Origin of the sequence: Methylomonas albis (assembly GCF_014850955.1) — a bacterium.
In the GTDB taxonomy this organism is placed as follows: domain Bacteria; phylum Pseudomonadota; class Gammaproteobacteria; order Methylococcales; family Methylomonadaceae; genus Methylomonas; species Methylomonas albis.
In genome coordinates this window covers 631,357-653,158 of record NZ_JACXSS010000001.1, presented here as the reverse complement: position 1 = coordinate 653,158, position 21,802 = coordinate 631,357, and the positions used below count along the sequence as shown (strand labels likewise).

At 50.3% G+C, this 21,802-nt stretch carries 21 protein-coding genes and 1 tRNA gene; 10 read left to right on the top strand and 12 right to left on the bottom strand.

Annotated elements, in window-relative coordinates; all coding sequences use genetic code 11:
• Window position 1: 1 nt before the first annotated feature.
• From EBA_RS03160 to EBA_RS03140, 5 genes are all read right to left on the bottom strand, one after another.
• The gene (locus EBA_RS03160; protein ID WP_223146637.1) at window positions 2-1,180 is read right to left on the bottom strand and encodes a cytochrome D1 domain-containing protein; all 1,179 of its coding nucleotides are present in this window, start codon (window positions 1,178-1,180) and stop codon (window positions 2-4) included.
• 20 nt (window positions 1,181-1,200) lie between these two features.
• Window positions 1,201-1,821, bottom strand: a complete 621-nt coding sequence (locus EBA_RS03155) for a cold shock domain-containing protein (protein ID WP_192373192.1) — start codon at window positions 1,819-1,821, stop codon at window positions 1,201-1,203.
• 11 nt (window positions 1,822-1,832) lie between these two features.
• Complete coding sequence (locus EBA_RS03150; protein WP_225615875.1) at window positions 1,833-2,045, bottom strand: c-type cytochrome; 213 nt, start codon at window positions 2,043-2,045, stop codon at window positions 1,833-1,835.
• Window positions 2,046-2,138: 93 nt separating this feature from the next.
• Window positions 2,139-2,444 (bottom strand): c-type cytochrome, encoded by a 306-nt coding sequence (locus tag EBA_RS03145; RefSeq protein WP_324615324.1) that lies wholly within the window; start codon window positions 2,442-2,444, stop codon window positions 2,139-2,141.
• Window positions 2,445-2,446: 2 nt separating this feature from the next.
• A complete protein-coding gene (locus EBA_RS03140; protein WP_192373186.1) occupies window positions 2,447-4,027 on the bottom strand; it encodes a nitrite reductase in 1,581 nt (526 codons plus the stop codon).
• A 204-nt stretch (window positions 4,028-4,231) separates the two neighbouring features.
• Between EBA_RS03140 and EBA_RS03135 the strand changes: the two genes are divergently transcribed.
• From EBA_RS03135 to EBA_RS03090, 10 genes are all read left to right on the top strand, one after another.
• Window positions 4,232-4,804, top strand: coding sequence for a MarR family winged helix-turn-helix transcriptional regulator (locus EBA_RS03135; protein WP_225616451.1), 573 nt, complete (start codon window positions 4,232-4,234; stop codon window positions 4,802-4,804).
• 86 nt (window positions 4,805-4,890) lie between these two features.
• Complete coding sequence (pdxA, locus tag EBA_RS03130) at window positions 4,891-5,877, top strand: 4-hydroxythreonine-4-phosphate dehydrogenase PdxA (RefSeq protein WP_192373184.1); 987 nt, start codon at window positions 4,891-4,893, stop codon at window positions 5,875-5,877.
• A 2-nt stretch (window positions 5,878-5,879) separates the two neighbouring features.
• Window positions 5,880-6,671 carry a 16S rRNA (adenine(1518)-N(6)/adenine(1519)-N(6))-dimethyltransferase RsmA gene (gene rsmA / locus EBA_RS03125; protein ID WP_192373181.1) on the top strand — a complete coding sequence of 264 codons (792 nt, stop codon included), beginning with the start codon at window positions 5,880-5,882 and terminating at the stop codon, window positions 6,669-6,671.
• A 167-nt stretch (window positions 6,672-6,838) separates the two neighbouring features.
• Window positions 6,839-7,477, top strand: a complete 639-nt coding sequence (adk, locus tag EBA_RS03120) for an adenylate kinase (protein ID WP_192373179.1) — start codon at window positions 6,839-6,841, stop codon at window positions 7,475-7,477.
• A gap of 75 nt (window positions 7,478-7,552) precedes the next feature.
• Window positions 7,553-8,968 (top strand): 3-isopropylmalate dehydratase large subunit, encoded by a 1,416-nt coding sequence (leuC, locus tag EBA_RS03115; protein ID WP_192373177.1) that lies wholly within the window; start codon window positions 7,553-7,555, stop codon window positions 8,966-8,968.
• Window positions 8,965-9,603: a 3-isopropylmalate dehydratase small subunit gene (gene leuD, locus EBA_RS03110; protein WP_192373175.1), complete on the top strand. Its 639-nt coding sequence runs from the start codon at window positions 8,965-8,967 to the stop codon at window positions 9,601-9,603. Before leuC ends, leuD begins: the two co-directional genes overlap by 4 nt.
• Before the next feature lie 21 nt (window positions 9,604-9,624).
• Window positions 9,625-10,704: a 3-isopropylmalate dehydrogenase gene (gene leuB, locus EBA_RS03105; RefSeq protein WP_192373173.1), complete on the top strand. Its 1,080-nt coding sequence runs from the start codon at window positions 9,625-9,627 to the stop codon at window positions 10,702-10,704.
• A gap of 5 nt (window positions 10,705-10,709) precedes the next feature.
• Entirely contained in the window at window positions 10,710-11,732 is a 1,023-nt protein-coding gene (locus EBA_RS03100) for an aspartate-semialdehyde dehydrogenase (RefSeq protein WP_192373170.1), read from the top strand.
• Between the two features lie 69 nt (window positions 11,733-11,801).
• Window positions 11,802-14,789, top strand: coding sequence for a FimV/HubP family polar landmark protein (locus EBA_RS03095; protein WP_192373168.1), 2,988 nt, complete (start codon window positions 11,802-11,804; stop codon window positions 14,787-14,789).
• A gap of 293 nt (window positions 14,790-15,082) precedes the next feature.
• On the top strand, window positions 15,083-16,585 hold the full coding sequence (locus tag EBA_RS03090; protein ID WP_192373166.1) for a B12-binding domain-containing radical SAM protein: 1,503 nt from the start codon (window positions 15,083-15,085) through the stop codon (window positions 16,583-16,585).
• An 88-nt stretch (window positions 16,586-16,673) separates the two neighbouring features.
• Here the strand turns inward: EBA_RS03090 and EBA_RS03085 are convergent, their stop codons facing one another.
• The 7 genes from EBA_RS03085 to flgA form a co-directional block, all read right to left on the bottom strand.
• Entirely contained in the window at window positions 16,674-17,570 is an 897-nt protein-coding gene (locus EBA_RS03085) for an SDR family oxidoreductase (protein WP_324615323.1), read from the bottom strand.
• Window positions 17,571-17,747: 177 nt separating this feature from the next.
• Window positions 17,748-18,254, bottom strand: a complete 507-nt coding sequence (locus EBA_RS03080) for a hypothetical protein (RefSeq protein ID WP_192373162.1) — start codon at window positions 18,252-18,254, stop codon at window positions 17,748-17,750.
• 950 nt (window positions 18,255-19,204) lie between these two features.
• Window positions 19,205-19,281 (bottom strand) — tRNA-Arg (locus EBA_RS03075).
• 34 nt (window positions 19,282-19,315) lie between these two features.
• Window positions 19,316-20,095 carry a flagellar brake protein gene (locus tag EBA_RS03070; protein ID WP_192373160.1) on the bottom strand — a complete coding sequence of 260 codons (780 nt, stop codon included), beginning with the start codon at window positions 20,093-20,095 and terminating at the stop codon, window positions 19,316-19,318.
• A gap of 33 nt (window positions 20,096-20,128) precedes the next feature.
• Window positions 20,129-20,623, bottom strand: coding sequence for a flagella synthesis protein FlgN (locus tag EBA_RS03065; protein ID WP_192373158.1), 495 nt, complete (start codon window positions 20,621-20,623; stop codon window positions 20,129-20,131).
• 4 nt (window positions 20,624-20,627) lie between these two features.
• Window positions 20,628-20,933 (bottom strand): flagellar biosynthesis anti-sigma factor FlgM, encoded by a 306-nt coding sequence (gene flgM, locus EBA_RS03060; RefSeq protein WP_192373156.1) that lies wholly within the window; start codon window positions 20,931-20,933, stop codon window positions 20,628-20,630.
• Between the two features lie 69 nt (window positions 20,934-21,002).
• Window positions 21,003-21,692 (bottom strand): flagellar basal body P-ring formation chaperone FlgA, encoded by a 690-nt coding sequence (gene flgA / locus EBA_RS03055; protein WP_192373154.1) that lies wholly within the window; start codon window positions 21,690-21,692, stop codon window positions 21,003-21,005.
• Between the last annotated feature and the right edge of the window lie 110 nt (window positions 21,693-21,802).

Genomic DNA, 21,802 nt, shown 5'->3' with positions numbered 1-21,802 from the left:
TTTACCAACCTATACGATTGGCGCGGTCGCTAAAGAAAACCCCGCTGGGCTTATACGCCGGCAAGCGGGCCGTTTCGGCAAAGGTTTCGGTGTCGTAAACCATCACGCTATCTTCGTCGCGCACCGCCAGCCAAACCGCCTCGCCCCGCGGGCTAAATTCCATATGCAGCACGGCTTTGCCGGGTTGCAGGGTTTTGATGATATTAAAATCCTTGACGTCTATCACCTGCACAGTCTGATTATCCGGGAAGGCGAAATTCACCCACATCTGCCGACCATCCGGTCGTCCGCTGACGAACACCGGCTGACCGGCGACCGGAATCCGCTTCACCAACGCCCAATCGCGCTTGTCGATAACCAGCACTTCATGCTGGCCGATGGCCGGCACGAATAGCCAATCGCCGGCCATGGTCCAGCCTTCCAGATGCGGCATTTTGTAGACCGGCAGTTGTTCGTCGTCTTTGCCGTAATCTTCCAGGATAGGCTCCACACCTTTTTCCGGCTGCCACAAATCCAGCAAAGCCAAACCCTTCTCGCCAAACAGGCCGGCGGCGTAGTAATGGCCGTCGGGACTTAGCAAGGCATCGTAGGGTTGTTTGCCGATATCCTTAAATTTTTTGACGCTGGGTTCACGCGGGTTTTTGGCGTCGATCAGCCAAATTTCGTTGGCCTCGAACAGGCTGCAGACAAAATGTTGGCCGGGGGCGTCGACTAGGCCGACGACTTTGGAAAGCTTATTTTCCTCACCGTAGCTTGCCGGAATCTCGGCCAGTTGTTCCAGGGTGTCCGCCGAAAAGATTTTTACCCCACCCGGCGTGTAATTGGACACAGCAATCAATTTGCCGTCCTGAGAAATCGCCCCGCCAATACTGTTGCCGGCTTGAATCACCCGTTTGTCGATTTTATCTAGCAGTAAATCGATCTTGGTCAGACCGCCATCGCGGCCGAATACATAGGCGTAGCGCTGATCGCGGGAAAACACCACCGAAGCATGCGACAAATCCCCCAAGCCTTCGATACGGCTGAGCACTGCTGGCTTACTGGTGTTGACGATTTGGACACTGGCGGTTTCGCGTTCGATCACAACGCCGAGATCGCCGGTAGCGCGCAAATCGCCACTGGCTTCGCAAACCCACAATAACGAGACAGCAATGATAACTTTACGAATTATTTGGTTCATATGGACGCCAAGAGAAATTGTTAATGCCCGCACCATTGATCCTCGCAAGGTCGCCCGTCATTGTCACCATCAGTCACACTGCCAGGGCAATTATTCAAATAAAACATTGCCTCTTCGCATGAATTCATTTGCGTACACCGCGTTTTGCCTTCGCATGTAAATTTCGTAGCAGCTTGTATTTCAGGCTGTTCTGTTACTTGGTAACTGATCTCAGAGACAGTTGATGGCCTAGAAATAGCAATCTCACGACTTTTAAATTTATCCACCGCAAACCCAACGACAAGCGCGACAATAACAATAGTACTAAAAATTGATCGATAGCTACTGTTTCTATGCCTGTATGCGCGAGCCTTATGAGGTTGGGGTTTAAGTGCATTTTTTCGCGGAGCTACTGGGGCAGGTTTCACGAGCTTCCGCTCTGTGAATACGCTTTTCGTCCCTTCGATAGTTACGCCAACTGCTCTTTTTTGGCCTGTGAGGTCAATTATTACATCGAAATAAACTATGTCTCTTTCAACCGGCCTTCGGATTGCATCTTTCAAAGACGATATATGAAAAAACACATCGTCACTGCCATCGGCGGGAGTAATAAAACCATACCCTTTGTCATCCATCCAACGCTTTAAAATACCTTTTTGCACACTAATCGAATCTAAGGTTGCCGTAAGCGTTGAATCAGCCAGCCGGTTTCATCGACCGTTAAAAAAGCCCGCCAAGGCGGCATCGCCGTCCCGGCGCGACCGTTTTGGATGGCATCCAGTAAGAGGTCATCGCGCTTGTCGATCAATGCTTCCGGCATCAATGATGGCCCCAAGCCGCCTTTCGGCGGCAGGCCATGGCAGGAGCCGCAATCGTGTTTAAGCATATTCAACAATTCCTGCTGCCTGTGCGGATTAGGTTGTTCCGCAAAGGCGCAGGGTGATAGCAAGCCAATTAACAGCCAGCAATAACGCATTAACTAGGGTTTAACGCTGCCATAATACGCGGCGATGTCATTGATTTCCGCATCGGTCAAAGAGCCGGCAATCGCATTCATGATCTCGGATTTCCGAGTCTTGTCGCGATATTGTTTGATCGCGGTTTTCAAATACTCTGGATCTCGTCCGCCCAAAGGTGGAAACGGCGCATCGGCGCTGGGCATCCGGATGCCGTGGCATTGCGCGCAGACCGCGCCGGCCTTGGCTTGGCCGACATACAAACTGGTCGCCTGCGCGCTACCGACGGCCAACAATCCCGCCAGCAGCGACACGATTAAATGAGTCATCTTCATTTTGCTTGCTCCATTTCGTCGGGTGACAAGCCGCGCGTCATGTATTTAACCCGGCCGCGCGAGAATATTCCTGCCGGGCTTTCCATCGGTACGCTGGCGACTTTTTGCAAGGTGTTGGAATCGTACACTACCACTTCGTCACCGTTGTAACCGGCGCTGATATACAGGAATTTACCGTCGGCGCTGTATTCAGGGAAGTATGCGTGACCGCCGACATCCAGCGTTCTAGCCACTTCCAGGGTTTTCTTGTCGATCAATTGCACGGTGCGGGCGCGTCTGTCCTTGCTGATGATGTCAACCGCGACATAAGGCGCGTTGGCATGTGCAGCAGGCGATTCGGTGCCGCCGGAAACCGGCACTTGTTTGACGACTTCCATTTTGTCCAGATCCCAAACGCTGACTACGGTTTTATCGCAATCGCCGAAGTTGGTACCAAAGCCCAAGGTGCGGCCGTCGACTTTAACCGCTGAACCGCCGCCCACGTGCGGCACGCAACCGGCTTCCAGTTTTTTGATGATTTCGCGTTTTTCCAGATCGATGGCCGCCACGATGCTGTCGTCATAAGACGCAATCATCAACTTTTTGCCGCCGTGCGTCAGGAAGGCGTCGTGCAAATGCCGGCCCACTTTCTCAATGCGGGTCACCGGGAAGCCTTCTTTGTTTAAATCGATCACCCAAACCTGACCGGCATTTTCCAGCGCAATCGCGAAAATGTCCGCATAGGGGGTGCCGATGATCATGCCGGAATCGGACGAGACGTGCTTACCATCGGGATCGGTGCCTTCGAGTTCAAAGGCTTTTAGGGGCTCCAGGGTGTCGGCATTCAGTATCACGGCGTTATGCGGCACGAAAGAGCCGGCCATGATGTATTTACCGTCGCGCGAGACGCCAATACCGGGGCCATTCCAGCCGGTTTTGATGCTGCGCACCGCTTGCATGGAATATAAATCAACTTTAAAAATTTCGGCGGTATCGGTTTTGACGTAAGCCCAGCGCGGATTGGCCGGGTTGAATTCAATGATATGCGCGGCAGTGCCGGTGGGTACTTCGCCGACTTTTTGATGAGTAGAGCTATTAATAAAGATCGCTTTGGAGCCTTCGCCACGACCGTATTTGCCGCGCGCCGCCACCCCAATCAGATTTTCGAATTTATCGTCGATTTGGAAGCTAGGCTTGGCCGGCAAGGTGCTTTCGTCTTTAACATAGACTTTCAACGACTTTTTCATATCGTCGATCGTCCAGGCCGGATTGGGTTGTTTGGGGGTTTCTTGCAGGTGTTTAATCACGCCGCGGATTTGGTCATCATCAAGTTTGCCATAGAACGGCGGCATTAAAGTGTCAAAGCTGCCAGCCATCACGATGGTGCGCAAGGCTGTGGGGCTGCGGCCTTTCAACGTGGCTGAATTCAGCGCTGGCGCCAGATAGCCACCGTGATCGGAACCGTGGCAGCTGGCGCAATTGTCTTGATAAAGTTTGTGAAAATCGTCGGATTTTGCTACTGCCGCCCCGGATGACAGCAGCATGGCGATGGAACTCGCCAGTAGGGATTTATTGAGTGTTTTTATAGTATTTTTCATTTAAATTTCCTGCCACCCGCAAGTGAAAAAAAGAGCCAACTTGGTGCATTAAACCATAAAAGACCAGGACGAACAGCCACCCGGTTTAGCATGGTAAAATAACAACTTGTTGACTCCAGGCCGATGTTATAAAGTAATATTTCGATTCGCTATCAATTTACCCCCTGAACCATCGCCTTGTCAACTTTGTGGGTCACGATGAGAATGCAATTTATGCAACAAACTGATATTTATGAACTTATTGAGTGCATGACCACTTTGATCCGCTCCGAGGAACGGAAAAAATGTACGGAACTAGGCTTGCAACCCGTACACTTCCAGGTGCTCAATTACCTCTCGCGCTGTAACAAGTACAGTAATACGCCGGCGGCTGTGGCCAATTATTTGGGCATGACGCGCGGCACCGTGTCGCAATCGCTGATTATTCTTGAGAAAAAGGGTTATATCGGCAAAACCCCGGATGCCAACGACAAACGCGTGGTGCATTTGCAATTGTTAGCCGAGGGTGCGGCGGTATTGCAGCAAGCTCGCCCATCCGACCTGTTTCACGGCGCCACCGCAATCCTGCGCAGCAGTGATTCTCCGCCATCCGATGCCAATGTGTTTCAACAAGCACTCACAGCCCTGCAAAAAGCCAACCAATCACAATCATTCGGCGTCTGCAAAACCTGCCGTAATTTCAGCGAAAAGGACGGCGGATTTTTCTGTCAACTTACTCAGGAAAAGCTCAGCAATGAGGATAGCGAACAAATTTGCCAGGAGCACAAGCCTGTCTAACTATCCGAACGGGCCGCAGATAGACAGTAAACAAATCCTCGCCCGACTTATAACCAGCCATTTCGCGGCTCGATTTGGGATTTAATATGCCTATACCTCGCATAGCGTTTACACCCGGCGAACCGGCCGGCGTCGGCCCGGATTTATGCGTACAACTCGCGCAACAGGAACAGGCTTGCCAACTCGTTGCCATTGCTGACCCGGAATTATTAAAGCAACGGGCGGAACAACTTGGTGTGCCGCTGACCATTCAACTTTTCGACATCGATCAAGCTGTCAACAAGCAGCAAGCCGGCACCATAACCGTACTGCCAATCAGCTTAAGCGAGCCAGCCGTTTGCGGACGTCTCAACTCCGCCAATAGCCGATACGTTCTGGAAACCATCCGCCAAGCAACTTTAGGCTGCATGAGCGGCGCATTTGCGGGAATGGTTACCGGCCCAGTGCAAAAAGGTGTAATCAACGACGCCGGTATCCCGTTCAGCGGTCACACCGAATTTATCGCCGACCTGACCGGCGGCACACCGGTCATGATGCTGGCCACACCCGGTCTGCGCGTCGCGTTGGCGACTACCCATTTACCCTTGTCGGAGGTAAGCGTGGCAATCACTGAGGAATCCTTGGCGACAATCATCCGCTTGCTGAACCGCGACCTGAGACAACGTTTCGCAATAGACCAACCAAAAATACTAGTCTGCGGCCTAAATCCGCACGCCGGCGAAAGCGGCCATCTGGGCCGCGAGGAAATCGAGACCATCGAGCCGACTTTGGAGCGCTTGCGTGGCGAAGGCATCATACTTTACGGCCCACTTCCTGCTGATACCTTGTTTACCCCAAAATACCTGGATATCGCCGACGCGGTCCTGGCGATGTATCACGACCAAGGCCTGCCGGTACTGAAATACAAAGGCTTCGGTCAAGCCGTAAACATCACCCTCGGCCTACCCATCATCCGCACCTCGGTCGACCACGGCACCGCGCTGGACCTGGCCGGCACCGGCAAAGCCAACCTCGGCAGCTTGCAGTTTGCGTTGCAGACTGCGCTGGATATGATTCCTCACTTATCAAACTAAAAATGACCCACACCGCCCGCAAACGCTTTGGCCAGAATTTTCTGCACGATCACAGCATCATTTATAACATTCTGGCCAGTGCCCATCCGCAGGCTAGCGAACATTGGGTGGAAATCGGCCCCGGCTTGGGCGCACTAACGCTGCCTTTACTGGAGTCCGGCGCAAAACTCGATGTGGTCGAGCTGGACCGGGACCTAGTCAGCCGCTTGCAAAAACAATTTGCCGGCCACAGCAATTTAACCGTGCATAGCGCCGACGCTTTGAAGTTCGATTTTGTCGCTTTGGCGCAAGCCGGCGAAAAACTGCGCATCATCGGCAATCTGCCTTACAACATTTCCACGCCGCTAATGTTTCATCTGTTGGAGACCACCGACTGCGTTGAGGACATGCTTTTTATGTTGCAAAAAGAGGTCGTGGACCGGATTTGCGCCGAACCGGGCAGCAAGAAATATGGCCGGCTCAGCGTGATGATGCAGTATTACTGCGAAACCGAATTGCTGTTCGACGTACCGCCGGAAAGTTTCGACCCTATCCCACAAGTAATGTCGGCCATCGTTCGACTGACCCCACATGCGCAGCCCCCAGTCACTATCCCGGACCTGAAAAGCTTTAGCCAATTGGTGACCCAAGCATTTTCGCAACGCCGCAAGACCATTCGCAATTCGTTAAAGAATTTTATCAGCGAACAAGACATCATTGATTTGGGCATTGATGCCAATCTACGAGCCGAATCGATCAGCTTGGCGGAGTTTGCCTTGCTGAGTTCACACATCCAAGCAGACATTGCCGGTTAGTTTTACCACGGCCCAATCCGCAGCTCCGGACAACATTTGGCGGCATTCGCAGGGCAAGTACGATAAAATGCCGCATTTTTCCGCCAGGCTCACGAATTGATGCGCTTGAGCCGGCTCTCTTTATATATAAAGGCAACCAGCCTGATTCATACACTGGAGTGATTGATATGCGCATTATCCTGTTAGGCAGCCCCGGTTCGGGCAAAGGCACCCAAGCTCAGTTTCTCACCGAGAAGTTTGCGATTCCGCAAATTTCCACAGGCGATATGCTGCGCGCCGCCGTTCGCGCAGGCACCCCACTGGGTATTGAAGCCAAAAAAGTCATGGATGCCGGCGGCCTGGTGTCTGACGAGATTATTCTGGGCCTGATCAAAGAACGCATTGCCCAGGACGACTGCCAAAACGGCTTTTTGCTGGACGGCTTTCCGCGCACCATCGCTCAGGCTGAAGGCTTGGCAAAAATGGGCGTGGAATTGGATCATGTGATTGAAATCGCCGTTGATGACGAGGAAATCATTAAACGCATGAGCGGCAGACGCGTGCACATGGCCTCCGGCCGTACCTATCACGTAATTTTCAACCCGCCGAAACAGGAAGGCTTGGACGACGCCACCGGCGAAGCCTTGATCCAACGTGACGATGACCAGGAAGAAACCGTGCGCAAACGCCTGAGCGTTTATCACGATCAAACCAAACCGCTGGTCGGCTTTTATTCCGCACCCGATCAAAACGCTAAATTCGCTTCGATTGCCGGCGTCGGCTCGGTGCAAGACATTACCGACAAAGTGTTCGCGGTGTTGGCATAAAAACTTAGTAGGGTACGCAATGCGTACCTTTTAGCTTTCGGTACGCGATGCGTGCCCTACAGTAGAGAAATCCAAATGGCTGGTAAAACCTTATACGACAAACTCTGGAACGACCACGTCGTTCATACCGAAGACGACGGCTCGTGCCTGATTTACATCGATCGGCAATTGCTGCACGAAGTAACATCCCCGCAAGCCTTTGAAGGCTTACGTCTGTCCGGCCGCCAACCTTGGCGCATCGCCAGAAACTTGGCCGTTGCCGATCACAACGTGCCGACCACTGACCGCGACAAAGGCATCGCTGACCCGGTTTCAAGATTGCAAGTCGAGACCTTGGAAAACAACTGCAAAGAGTACGGCATTACCGAATTTGATATGAGCGATATTCGCCAAGGTATTGTGCATGTGATCGGTCCTGAGCAGGGAGCCACTCTGCCTGGCATGACCATCGTCTGCGGCGACTCGCATACCTCTACGCATGGTGCTTCTGCGGCCTTGGCGTTTGGTATCGGCACCTCGGAAGTTGAGCATGCACTGGCCACCCAATGTCTGGTGCAGAAAAAAGCCAAAAACATGTTGATCAAAGTCAATGGCAAAACCGGTCCTGGCGTTACTGCCAAAGACATCGTGTTGGCGATCATCGGCCAAATCGGTACCGCTGGCGGTAATGGCTACACCATCGAATTTGGTGGCGATGCGATTTGGTCTTTGTCGATGGAAGGCCGGATGACGGTCTGCAACATGGCCATCGAAGCGGGCGCTCGTGCCGGTTTGATCGCGGTCGACGACATTACCATCGATTATTACCAAGGCCGTCCCTATGCGCCTAAAGGCGACGACTGGAACATGGCGGTACGTTATTGGCAAAACCTGCGTTCCGACAGCTACAACGGCGATTTATTCGATAAAGTCATCAATATTGATGCCGCTGGGATCAAGCCACAAGTCAGCTGGGGTACTTCACCGGAGATGGTAGTGGCAGTCGATGCCAACGTGCCCGATCCCGCCCAGGAAGCCGATCCAGTCAAGCGGCAAAGCATCGAGCGGGCTTTACAATACATGGGCTTGCAAGCCGGTCAAAAAATCACCGACATCAAGCTGGACAAAGTCTTTATCGGTTCCTGTACCAATTCACGGATCGAAGACTTGCGCGCCGCTGCGGCCGTGATCAGAGGCCGAAAAAAAGCGGCTTCCGTGAAACAGGTATTGATCGTGCCCGGCTCGGGCTTAATCAAACAACAAGCGGAAGCGGAAGGTCTGGACAAAATCTTCACCGCCGCTGATTTCGAATGGCGCGATCCCGGCTGTTCGATGTGCCTGGCGATGAACGCCGACCGCCTGGAAGCCGGCGAACATTGCGCATCGACGTCGAATCGTAACTTTGAAGGTCGCCAAGGCTACGGCGGCCGTACCCACTTGGTCAGCCCAGCCATGGCCGCGGCGGCAGCGATTGCCGGTCATTTCGTTAACGTTGCGGAGGATGTCGCATGAAAGCTTTTACTACCTTGACCGCGTTGGTTGCGCCGTTGGACCGCGCCAATATCGATACAGACGCGATTATCCCCAAGCAGTTTTTGAAATCGATTCGCCGCGCCGGTTTTGGCCCGTATTTGTTCGATGAATGGCGTTATCTGGATAGAGGCGAGCCGGAAATGGATTGCACTAACCGGCCTTTGAACAAAGACTTCGTGCTGAATCAAGCCAAATACCAAGGCGCGCAAATCTTGCTGACCCGCGAAAACTTCGGTTGCGGTTCCTCGCGCGAGCATGCGCCATGGGCTCTGGAAGATTACGGATTCCGGGCAATTATCGCCCCGAGTTTTGCCGATATTTTCTTTAACAACTGCTTCAAGAACGGTATTTTGCCTATCGTGTTGCCAGCCGAAACCGTCGATCTATTGTTCAAGGAGGGCGTAGACGGTTATCAGCTAACCATCGATTTGCAGGCGCAAACCATCACCACGCCTAGCGGCCAAAACATTGGCTTTAGCGTCGATGAAAACCGCCGCTTCCGTTTGATGAATGGTCTGGACGATATTGCGTTGTCACTACAACACGCCGACAAAATTAAAACCTATGAAGCTGAGCGCGCCAAACGCGCCCCGTGGTTGTTCAAAGACGCATAAGCTCCATTGAAAGGTAAAAAAATGCCCAAAAAAATTGCAGTCCTGGCTGGCGACGGCATCGGACCGGAAATTGTTGCCGAAGCGATCAAAGTTTTAAGTTTTCTGAATACCGACATGAATTTGGGTTTGGTATTTGAGAACGCTTTGATCGGCGGCGCCGCGTATGATGCTTTCGGCACCCCGTTGCCGCAAACCACGCTGAATCTGTGCAAAAACGCTGACGCGGTATTATTGGGTGCGGTCGGCGGTCCTAAGTGGGAACCGCTAGCGCATGCGATACGTCCGGAGCGCGGCTTATTGGGTATTCGCTCCGAGCTAAATCTATTTTCTAATCTGCGTCCGGCGATTTTGTATCCGCAACTGGTCGATGCCTCGACCTTGAAACCGGAAGTTGTCATGGGCTTGGACATCATGATCGTCCGCGAACTGACCGGCGGCATTTATTTCGGGCAGCCGCGCGGCGTGCATGTGGCGGAAAACGGCGAAAAAGTCGGTATCAATACCAAGATTTACAGTGAGTCGGAAGTCCGTCGCATCGCCCATTCCGCATTCAAGATTGCGCAAAAGCGTCACAAAAAACTCTGTTCGGTGGACAAAGCCAATGTGCTGGAAGTCACCGAATTGTGGCGTAACGTGATGACCGAAGTGGGCAAGGACTATCTGGACGTACAACTGAGCCATATGTATGTCGACAACGCCGCGATGCAACTGGTGCGGGCACCGAAACAGTTCGATGTGATCGTTACCAGCAATATGTTCGGCGATATTTTGTCCGACATCGCGGCGATGCTGACCGGTTCCATCGGTATGTTGCCCTCGGCTTCCTTGGATGCCAACGCCAAGGGCATGTACGAGCCGATACACGGTTCCGCGCCGGACATTGCCGGCCAGGGTATCGCCAATCCATTGGCGACCATTTTGTCGGTCGCGATGATGCTGCGTTATACATTTAATCAGCCGGAAGCCGCCGAGCGCATCGAACATGCTGTGAACACCGCATTGGACAGTAAAGTCAGAACCGCGGATATTTACTCGGAAGGCATGATCAAAGTCAGCACTTCCGGCATGGGCGATGCCGTACTCAACGCCTTAAAAGGATAAGCAATATGTCTAAAACTTATGATGTAGCAGTCGTCGGCGCCACTGGCGCGGTCGGCGAAACCATGATTTCCATTTTGGAAGAACGCAACTTTCCGGTCGGAAAAGTATATGCCTTAGCCAGTGAGCGCTCGGCCGGCAAACGCATCCCTTTTAAAGACGGCTCGCTGGTCGTCGAAGATTTGGCGACGTTCGACTTTTCCAAAGTGCAGATCGGCCTGTTTTCTCCGGGTGCATCGGTGTCCGCAGAATACGCACCCAAAGCCGCTGCCGCCGGTTGCGTGGTGATCGACAATACCTCGCAATTTCGCTACGACGACGACATTCCGTTGGTGGTGCCGGAAGTCAATCCGGAGAAAGTCGCCGATTACAAAAATCGCGGGATTATCGCCAATCCCAATTGTTCTACCATCCAGATGCTGGTTGCGTTGAAACCGATCTACGATGCTGTGGGCATCAGCCGGATCAACGTCGCCACCTATCAAGCCGTTTCCGGCACCGGTAAGGAAGCAATCGAGGAACTGGCGACGCAAACCGCCAATCTATTGAACGCCAAACCGGTAACGCCCAGCGTCTATCCGAAACAAATTGCTTTCAATGTATTGCCGCAAATCGATGTATTCATGGACAACGGCTATACCAAAGAAGAAATGAAAATGGTCTGGGAAACTCAAAAAATCCTCGGCGATGCCGATATTCTGGTTAATCCGACCGCTGTGCGGGTGCCGGTGTTTTTTGGACACTCGGAAGCCGTGCATATCGAGACTAAACAGAAAATCTCCGCCGAACGGGTGCGGGAGCTGTTGGCGTCGACCCCCGGCATCACCTTACTGGATGAACGGGAGAACGGCGGTTATCCCACTGCAGTGACCGAATCGTCCGGCAACGACGACGTGTTTGTCGGCAGAATTCGCGAGGATATTTCGCATCCGACCGGCATCGATCTCTGGGTCGTCAGCGACAATGTCAGAAAAGGTGCGGCGCTTAACAGTGTGCAAATAGCCGAAGTCCTGGTAAAAAGCTACATCTAGTCTACGCTTAGCTCTGTGTTTTATAGTGGGTCAGTAAGTACCGAGGTATTACAAGTGAAGGAAAGCAATGTGAGCAATTTAACTAAAGCCTTAGCGGTTGTGTCGTTACTGGCACCAGTCAGTGCCCAACCCTTAGGTATCGGCGAAATTGAGTTACATTCGGCCCTTAACCAAAAACTCGATGCCGAAATCAGGCTGAGCGTTGCACCCGGAGAAAACCCTTCCGATGTCACGGTAAAATTGGCCCCACCGGAAAAGTTCGACCAAGCCGGCGTGGTTTGGAATTATTTTTTATCCAAAATCAAGCTGGAACCGGTGATCCAAGCAAACGGCTCCATTATTGTGAAAGTCTCGTCGCGGGAAGCCTTAACAGAACCCTTTCTGGATTTCCTGCTGGAAGTGACTTGGCCGCAAGGCAGCATGATGCGCGAATTCACATTGCTCATCGACCCGCCGACAGCGTATAACCAACCAGTAATTCCTGTTGCGGAAACTAGTGGTTACAGCGCCGAGCCTATAGAACCGGTGGCGCGCCCTGCTAAGAGAACCCGAACTGCGCCCAAACGCGCAGTCCGCGCCGAGTCTAACGATAGCATTACCCCACAGACACCGACCAGCGGCGAATTCGGCCCCATCCAAAAATCAGACACTTTGTGGAGTATCGCCACTCAAGTGGGTCAGGACAAAAACATTCCGACCCAGAAAATGCTTACCGCGTTGTACAAAGCCAACCCGGACGCATTTAACAATGGCAACATAAATTCCTTGAAAGAAGGCGCCACGTTAAAGATTCCTGAGCCGGACGCGATCATGAATCCTGCGCAAAGACAAGCACAAAATGAGCGCAAAGCGGCCGGCAAGCAGGTCAAACCGGAAACCACTCAAACCGAAACGCCTAAGAAAGCGCTTGAACTGGTTGCGCCTACCGAAGCCAAGGCAGCGGGCACCGGCGCGATAAAAACCGAACAAAACTCGGCTGCAGCAGCTCATCCCACTGTACACGGTACCACCGATCAGGCACCTGATGGGAAAGATCTGGAGCTGCAAGCCCGCATCGAAAAACTAGAGCAACAACTGGGAATGATGCAACAGCTGCTGGCCTTAAAAGATCAGCAGCTCGCTACCTTACAAAACAACAAACAAGCACAAACTACCGTTCAACCGGCTCCGGGCGAATCAGCCCAACAGCCGACGCAACCGACCCCACAGGCACCCGCCGTTACCGCTGAACCACCAGCTCCGCCCGTAACAACCACACCGCAACCACCGATTACCGAACCTGTAGTTGTTGCACCGCCAACGCCTAAGCCTGTTGCTCCTCCGGCTCCCAAGGTTACACCGCCTCCGGCGCCCCCGATTGTTGCTGAAGACGAAGGCCTGTTTGGATCAGACGCTTATTATTGGGTTGCAGGCACTTTAGGCACTGGCATTTTTGGATTTCTGGGCTGGTTATTGTGGCGCAAACGTAAAATCGACGAGCGCACCAACACCGAAAGCATGTTCGCATCGGCCAGCCAAATTCGTCTGCCAGATTCCGAAAGCAGCTTGTCCGTACCCATCATGGACATCAGCAGCACCGACGAATACGATGTCGGCACGGTAGGTGAAAGTTCGTTTATCAGCGACTTTACCCCTAGCGATTTCGATGCATTCGATACCGATCAAAACGAAGTAGACCCTATCTCGGAAGCCGACGTTTACTTGGCGTATGGTCGCTACCAGCAAGCGGAAGAGCTTATTCGCCATGCGATAAGCGAACAACCTAACCGTGACGAGTGCAAACTGAAATTGCTGGAAATCTATTATGCCAGTGAAAACAAAGACAGTTTTGCCAGTTACGCTCAAGAACTAGCCGATGCCGGCAAACAAGCAGATAAGCCATTCTGGAAAAAAGTCTCAGACATGGCGAAAGAAATCGTTCCTGATTTAGCGTTGTTTGGTGGAAGCTTTGCTGCCACTACAGCGCCAATCAGCAAAAATGACACAAGTGTCAACATCACAGCCTCGACTGTAGCCGATACAGAAATTATCGATTTGGATAACAGCTTTGCGCTGCTCGACGATGAGTTGTCGGACCTGGACATCAATGAGGATTTGGCTTTAGAGGACAACGGACTAGATTTCGATCTGGGCAGCTTCGGCGGCACCACTAAGTCTCAGGACCAGAATAAGCAATCCGACGCAAACATCGAGAGCATTGATTTCGATCAGCCATCTTCGTCCAAGTCTGCTGCTGATGCTGAGCCTGAGCCCGACGACATAGAATCGTTCGACTTCGATTTTGCACTCGATACCAACTCGGAAAATGGCAAAGCCGATTCTGCTACCTCAGAACTGGAAACCCTGGACTTTGCCGGCGCGTCAGGTTTGGAGGCCGATATGGAATCCAAACCTACTGATAGTAACGAGGTGCTCGAAGCAAAATCTTCTAGCACGTTGGACACTTTAGAGAGTTTCGACTTTAACTTCGATACTGAAGATAAGGCCAACGCTGATACAGCAAAGGTTGTTGAGGCCTCCCAAGCAGATCTAGAAACGTTTGACTTTAGCAATTTCGACGGTAACGAAAAAGCCGCTGCAGACGCTACGGAAACCAGCGAAAAATCGCTCCCGGACGTAGAAAGTTTCGATTTCGACTTTGATAATATTAGTGCGGAAACATCAGCTGACGATAGCCACCATAACGATTCAAAGCTGAATTTGGATTCGCAGTTGAAATTGGAAACATTCGACTTTTCCGATTTTGACAATATCACACCTAAATCGGCGCAATCCTTCGACAAAGCAATTGAGACATCGATAAAATCAGACGGCGAGTTTGATTTTAATTTCGACTTTGACACCCCTATAATTAGCACTACGGACAACAACGAGTTTGAGTTGGGGGTTTCCGATTTGACCGATATGGACGAATTCGAAACCAAAATTGATTTGGCAAAAGCTTATGTCGACATGGGTGATACCGAAGCCGCAAAATCGATAGCCGAAGACGTACTATCCAAAGGCTCAAAACAACAACAACAAGCCGCACAGGCTTTGCTTGACGAACTTAAATAAGCATCGACTTCAACAACCTGATTTTTCTGGATTTTTAAAACCAATGCTTGGAAAAATCGGTTGTAACTATCAGCCGATTGCAACAGCCGTTTAGCCCCATACACCCCGCAACCTTGGCGGCACAATATTAACCAGCCGCCCCTAGGTTTTTAGCCTGATACCATTCTCTACAAGTATCCATAGCCAGTGTTTACTTAAGCTTACCGCCGTGCCACGAGTTTCTTCCACCAATAAAATTGGTGCTATGCTGCCGAACCGAATCACTCAAGACGCAACTCTTTTTTCTCTCAGACATGCCCAGCATCGTTATTACCACTCTCAACGCCCGCTATATTCATACTGCTTTTGGCTTGCGCTATCTGTATGCCAGCATGGGTACCTTGCAAGCTGACACGGCCTTATTGGAATTCGGCATCCAACAGCGCCCGATCGAAATTGTCGAGAAGCTGCTGCAACAACAAGCGAGGGTTATCGGCTTTGGTGTTTATATCTGGAATGTAGCAGAAATTAACTCAGTGATAGCAATCCTGAGACAAGTCGCCCCAGAAATTATCATCATACTTGGGGGCCCAGAGCTTAGCCATCCACCGGATTTACCGAGCGTTGCCCAATTGGCGGACTATATCATCACAGGCAACGGTGAAATAAGCTTTCCCATCTTATGCAGACAATTGCTATCAGGGCTAAAGCCAGCAGACAAAATCGTCACCGGCGAAATGGCTGCGTTGGAGAACTTGGCATCGCCATATCCATACTATACCGACACCGACATTCGCCAACGGATTGTCTACGTTGAAGCATCGCGCGGATGCCCATTCAAATGCGAATTTTGCCTATCTTCCCTGGATACCACCGCCAAACCATTCAACTTAAACGAATTTTTGCGCCAAATGGAGACTCTATACCAGCGAGGCGCGCGGCATTTCAAGTTCATCGACCGGACTTTTAATCTAAGGGTAGACAGCAGCGTCGCCATCCTTGAGTTTTTCTTGGCACGATTGAGTGAAGATTTGTATTTACACTTTGAAGTGATCCCTGACAATTTACCTGAGCGTCTGAAACAGGCCATCATGCAATTCCCGCCCGGCGTACTGCAATTTGAAGTGGGCGTGCAAACTTTTGATCCGACCATTCAACAACTAATCAGCCGCAAACAAGACAATCAAAAGACCCAAACCAATTTAAACTGGCTACGCCAACATTCTAATGCCCATATTCATGCCGATTTGATCGCTGGCCTGCCTGGCGACACTGTGGAGAGCTTCGGCAACAGTTTCGATAAATTGTTTGCGCTGAATCCGCAAGAAATTCAAGTCGGCATTTTAAAGCGCCTACGCGGCGCACCAATCAATCGTCATAACGACAACTATCGCCTACGTTATGACCCACAGCCGCCTTATGCCATTCTCAGCACCCGCGACATAGGCTTTACCGACTTGCAACGCATTACACGATTTGCCCGCTTTTGGGATTTGATCGGCAATTCCGGCCGTTTTGCCACAACCCTGCCGCTGATTGTCACCGATCAACCGTTCGCCCGCTTTTTGCAATTCAGCGATGCGTTATATGCATTAACAGACAGCACCTGGCAAATTGCTTTGAAGCGCTTGTTCGAATTAACCTATTCTGTACTGACCGACACATTGCTTATACCGCATGCCGATGCGCTAGCAGCGTTAGCTCAGGATTATCAACGGAGCGGCGAGAAAAGCCCACCAAAGTTCTTGCAACAAACGACGACAGCGATCGCAATAAAACGCGGTGTGGCGAATAAGCGGCAAAAACAGTACCTATAACTTGCAATCTGATTCGCCATCATTCAGAACCTGCCATGGTATTTAAACATGCCCACTTACCGGTAACCCACCCCTGAATACGCGACTCTTAGCCATCTCCAGCGGATGGCGGCCGCATAGTTTCATAACCATCTCGATAACTCGCATACAAAAAGCGGTAACCCAAGGCCTTAAGCCTGGCATTGCTGCAGCGTTTGTTTTGCGGAGCATCCGGTGCAACCGGCAATATAGAAGGATGTGGATAAGCGAATTGCTCTGACAACCAATTCATCACTTCCCAAAGTGAGGCAGGGTCATCGTCAGTTGCCAGATAACAAGGCTCCAACGCTAAACCGGCGAGTTGTTTTTCCAGTAAAAACAGCAAAACCGCCACACAATCCCCTGAGTGGATACGGTTGGTGTAACTGGGAGGTTGTTGCTGGACGCTTTCTCCTGTCGCTGCTCGGCGTAACAACCAATCGCGGCCCGGCCCGTAAATACCGGAAAAACGCACCACACAATTGTCATCACCAGCCGCCCACAAACGTTTCTCCGCAGCCACCAGCCACCGGCTAGTCGCACTGATTGGCTCCGTCACACTGGTTTCATCGACCCATTCACCTCGACTTTGTTCGTAAACACTGGTTGAGGAGACCATCAGCCAAATCGGTGATTTTTCAGCTGACGCAACATGTGCTAACAAATTGCTCAGACCAACATCGTACAGTTCTTGATACGCTTCGCCCTCTCGGCTATCCGGAGCAACTATAAATATCACCGCATCAAAATTGCTTGGTAATGAAGCCAATGAAGACGCCGATCTTATATCGGCAATAAAGATAGGAAATGGGGTTGAGATAGGCAGTGCGCAGCGCTTCAGTCCGGTTACTTTGTACCCCTGCTGGTGCAAGCGCAAAGCCACCTGGTAGCCAATATCACCACAACCAATAACTAATATATTTGCCAATGTTTTATACGAACTATTCTTTATATCCCTTATTATCACCTGCCAGAGCAGGATGCTCTAAAAATATTTTCCGGTTAAAAATATGTAGTGCTGCATTGCTAAACTGCGTTATTAAAGCGCTTGCGAACAGAACAGTGCGTAATTTCCAACAGGCATAAAAAAACCGGATGGAGTACTAGACTCCAACCGGCCTAAAAGCCCACTAATTTCTCGGGTTTAAACGACCTGTTTACGACGACCGATATACAGAAAACCCATCAAAGCACTTGTCATAAACCATACCGAGGCAGGGAGAGGTACGCTGGTGACAGGGTTTTGATTAGCAGCTGCTTTCAAATCGAATCCAAACAGAAAGCTTAAGTTGTTGGTGATCACACTAGGTTTAACAAAGGTCAACAAGAAGGTATTAGGAGCGCTCAGCTCGTAATTACCGGCTTCGCTAACCCACCCGTTTGCTGTCAACATGCCCAATTTAAAAGGGCTAGCAGAAGCAAAGCTGCCTACACCGTTAAAAGTGTACACAGGTGCATCAGCAGCCAGATCAGCGGTAGCAGCGAAGATACCGAAGGTGTCGCTTGAAGTAAATGGGAATGTACTAGAACCGAAGGAGATAAAATTACTATCGCCGTCAGTAGCTTCCCAAATGATGCCTGCTGAGCTTGCAGTCGAAACTGCAAACAGGCAAACAGCAAGCCAAAGTTTTAAAGATAAAAGCATTTTCATGGATTGTTCCCCATTTTTACTTACGTTAACAAACGGCTATCCTTTAGCCACCTTATACCCTGAAGCCATAATATCGATATTCGATATCGGCTTTAGCAGAGTTCTATGTGCTCACGATAAGTTTTGAACTCTCGTAAGCTCCTATTGCCAAACATCAGTGATCGCAAGGCAATACTTAAATAGTGAATCCCTGAAACAGGGGACAAGTTCAAACAAATGAGTGATATATCCAAATAAATACGGCAGCCCCGTGCAGCAAAGCCGTGCTCAATTATGTTCCTAACGTTCGAAGAACTATGACGTAGCCCTGTTACTCCCGTTGCAACTAATTGGCCCACCTGTCATTTCAGGGGTTTACCCATACTTTCAACGGTCACAAGCACGTCAATACAACCGTTTCTCTCCATCACAAATCACTCAGAACTCTACCGCACAACATAACGCGCAAAAACGCCTTCTTACGATAAAAACGTCTGGAACTCTTGGGTGAGTCGTATTGCTGCCAGACAAATGGGGTTACTCAGAATTAAAAACTGTCAGGGGAAATTACTTATGTTCGCATTCTACAAACTGCAACTTAATCCTTTATTAACAAAAGATTAAGTTTTGATTAAAGCCTTCATGCACTTTAAAAACGGGCTAACCATATGGCTTTTATTGCCGTTTTGCGGTGTTTTATTCCTGGATGGGACAAAACTGGAACAGTTTTAAAAAATCCACAAACAAAAACAAACCAATAGATTGATTTTTTATAGCGTACCGGGGGGATGACTCCGGGAGGTAGAAGTTATTAATGCAACAAAAGGCTATTGTGTGGACGATGGCTGTCTGCGCCCTGATCTATGAACTGATTTTACCGGCCCTTTTGTGTTTTATGTTTGGAGCGAATTATTCCCAGGTGCCCCATACTATATTAAGGCTTTGTAATATTTGCTAATTTATTGATTTTATGGCGTCCCGGAGACGATTCGAACGTCCGACCTGTCCCTTAGGAGGGGACCGCTCTATCCTGCTGAGCTACCGGGACCTTAAGTGGGGAATTTTACCACAGGGCAAGAAGGCTAGGCTTTCTGTTTTCTAATCTCTACACGTTCAAGCGAAGTTATGAAATAGGACAACTTGGATTGACTCTTTGCAGACAAATTTTCGAAAAGCCCGCCTATTTGCACTTTCGCGGAAGCGGCAGACACCGGCTTCACAAAGCGCACCGACAAATCAAAATCCATTGCATAATCTTCAAAGGTAATTTGACAATTTTTGATCATATCACCGCGCTGAACCCTTGCTCTGTTAACCGGCACGGTAATACCCGCACCACCCCTGGATAAATCGAAAAGACTACCGCCGACCGAAATACCCGTGCGCTGCACAACCCCGGAAAAGGGAATATCGATACTACTAATTTCCAGCCTTGGGGTACGCCGGCGCTGCGGATAAAACACCCGATCAGGCAACGGGGCTTTGTAGTAATTGATGCCTCTTGAATGACCTACTTCTATATCCGTCAGATTAAACGATAAATGGATACCTTTGTGAAAGGTAGAGAGTTTCAACGAGCGACTAAGCAGCAAAAAATCATTGCCGTGTTTAGGCATCAACTCGTCGAGAATGATGACTTTTTTATCCAGTTTGACAGCAAGTATCGAGGAGCTAAAATCCTCACCCTCCACCTGAACGGTACAGAGCGGCGAACTATTTTCAATTTCGCCCAGCAACTTGGCAATCTTATCGGAATCGGTAATAAAGTTGGGATTCTCAAAACTTAACAGCTCTTCATCGTCATCTTGGGCGAGTTCCGTCGGCAACGGTTTTGAAAATAAATGCTTAAGTTTTCGCAGCATGTGAGCGGCCTGTCTGTGTATTCGGCGCTCAGTCTACACTGAAATTAATGTATGCGAAAACAGCTCGTTACGGGTAACACCATCAGGGCCGTAAGTAGCGGTTAACGGCGACTTACCTCTCAAAATTTGTAGCGATCTTTGCGTATGTCTACTCAATAACGCGATGCTCGCACCGTTTTGTTCGTTAATGGCGCGGCAGGTTTGGGAGAGCCTAACAATGTGATTCCAGTAATTCCAGGACTCGGAAATATTGATGCCGGCGGCTTTGGCTTTGACGAGATAGGCTTTGATTCCATCGTTACTCACCACCAATTGTTCGGTGGCGAGCACTTGCCCTAATTGCTTGGTAAATTGCTCAAGCTGGGCAACCAGATCCTTTTTATGTGAAGCGAGTGCCGAAATCACATCCGCATCGGCTTTTTGTTTTAGATTCGCTGCTTCGGTATTTAGCAACTCAAGCAAGCTTTGCGTCGCTTTTAGGCCGTTATTTAATAGTTTCTCAGTGATTTGGTAAGTTTTCTCTATCATAACGTCATGTGCTGTTGGTTAGTTGACCTTCAAATTGCAACATTTTCTCGGCAACGCGCTCGGCGTTAACTTGATAGCTGCCGTCCTGCACAGCGGCTTTTATCGCCGCTACGCGGTCTTCATTCACCACGGGGGCCGCAGCGCTTGTAGCGGTTGCCGATTTAATGTCCTGGGCGGTCGCGGTAATATTGACAGTGTCCGTGGAGACACCACTGACGGGCTTTTCTTTAAGCTCGACCGAGTCCTTAACCGCTGATTTTGCCGGTAGCGGTGTGCTAACAGATTTGCCGGTGATAGGTTCGATAGCCATGGCGAAATTCCTAAATTAGTTTTATCTGTAGCATTTAGCGGCATCATCGTAAATTCCTTTAATGCTTGATCAAAAATACACCGATACCTGACCGGAATCGACTACCGTAGCCTGTATTACCCGCTGCGAAGACATATTTTTTACATTGATTTTCTGACCTTTGGCGCCATCGCCCATCGCAGTACCAACAGCACTGATTAGCACCCCTGCCTTGCCTGACTGAATATTGACCCGTTCGCCCCGTTTCACCAATGTCAACTCGGCAAAGTGCAGCTTGCTTAACACACTCCCAGCGGGAATATTGCGCACCGCCTGCTTATCGACGACGTCATCCAGCTCGGTAAGATAACCCTGTTGCAACAAGCCAATATCGCGAGTTTCCGCACTCAAATACTCGGCGCGGATCACGTCGCTGCGCCGCAAAGATCGATTCAGCACCAACACATCTTTAAACGACCTTACTGACACCATACTGTAAATCGTCCAGCCTTTTTCACCGTGACAACGCACTCCCACAGTATTTCTCCCCGGCTTTATCTCACCAGACTGGGTAAACACCTGTAACGCCTGTTCGCACTGCGGCAATTGCAAACGCGGGTCAATTTGTGCGCCGCCTATTTCATACTTGCCACCGGGTTCCAGGTTGGTAGTGATATATTGATTAACCGCATCCTGGATTAGCGACACCGATTGCATCGGCCCAGCTAATGCCATTTCCGAGACCAATAGCAAAATCACTGTTATATTTTTGATCTTCATTGCCATCGCCGTATTTTTGACTTTTGTAAAAACTCAGCACGAAACATACCAGTAATTTTATAAAGTAAAAAAAAGCAAAGTGTCTATAATTGCAAACAGCATATTTCAGG

Excerpts from the sequence above, each read along its gene's own strand:
- EBA_RS03160 (WP_223146637.1), bottom strand. The coding sequence starts at position 1,180 with ATGAACCAAATAATTCGTAAAGTTATCATTGCTGTCTCGTTATTGTGG.
- EBA_RS03150 (WP_225615875.1), bottom strand. The coding sequence starts at position 2,045 with ATGCTTAAACACGATTGCGGCTCCTGCCATGGCCTGCCGCCGAAAGGC.
- EBA_RS03145 (WP_324615324.1), bottom strand. The coding sequence starts at position 2,444 with ATGACTCATTTAATCGTGTCGCTGCTGGCGGGATTGTTGGCCGTCGGT.
- EBA_RS03140 (WP_192373186.1), bottom strand. The coding sequence starts at position 4,027 with ATGAAAAATACTATAAAAACACTCAATAAATCCCTACTGGCGAGTTCC.
- EBA_RS03135 (WP_225616451.1), top strand. The coding sequence starts at position 4,232 with ATGCAATTTATGCAACAAACTGATATTTATGAACTTATTGAGTGCATG.
- pdxA (WP_192373184.1), top strand. The coding sequence starts at position 4,891 with ATGCCTATACCTCGCATAGCGTTTACACCCGGCGAACCGGCCGGCGTC.
- rsmA (WP_192373181.1), top strand. The coding sequence starts at position 5,880 with ATGACCCACACCGCCCGCAAACGCTTTGGCCAGAATTTTCTGCACGAT.
- adk (WP_192373179.1), top strand. The coding sequence starts at position 6,839 with ATGCGCATTATCCTGTTAGGCAGCCCCGGTTCGGGCAAAGGCACCCAA.
- leuC (WP_192373177.1), top strand. The coding sequence starts at position 7,553 with ATGGCTGGTAAAACCTTATACGACAAACTCTGGAACGACCACGTCGTT.
- leuD (WP_192373175.1), top strand. The coding sequence starts at position 8,965 with ATGAAAGCTTTTACTACCTTGACCGCGTTGGTTGCGCCGTTGGACCGC.
- leuB (WP_192373173.1), top strand. The coding sequence starts at position 9,625 with ATGCCCAAAAAAATTGCAGTCCTGGCTGGCGACGGCATCGGACCGGAA.
- EBA_RS03100 (WP_192373170.1), top strand. The coding sequence starts at position 10,710 with ATGTCTAAAACTTATGATGTAGCAGTCGTCGGCGCCACTGGCGCGGTC.
- EBA_RS03090 (WP_192373166.1), top strand. The coding sequence starts at position 15,083 with ATGCCCAGCATCGTTATTACCACTCTCAACGCCCGCTATATTCATACT.
- EBA_RS03080 (WP_192373162.1), bottom strand. The coding sequence starts at position 18,254 with ATGAAAATGCTTTTATCTTTAAAACTTTGGCTTGCTGTTTGCCTGTTT.
- EBA_RS03070 (WP_192373160.1), bottom strand. The coding sequence starts at position 20,095 with ATGCTGCGAAAACTTAAGCATTTATTTTCAAAACCGTTGCCGACGGAA.
- EBA_RS03065 (WP_192373158.1), bottom strand. The coding sequence starts at position 20,623 with ATGATAGAGAAAACTTACCAAATCACTGAGAAACTATTAAATAACGGC.
- flgM (WP_192373156.1), bottom strand. The coding sequence starts at position 20,933 with ATGGCTATCGAACCTATCACCGGCAAATCTGTTAGCACACCGCTACCG.
- flgA (WP_192373154.1), bottom strand. The coding sequence starts at position 21,692 with ATGAAGATCAAAAATATAACAGTGATTTTGCTATTGGTCTCGGAAATG.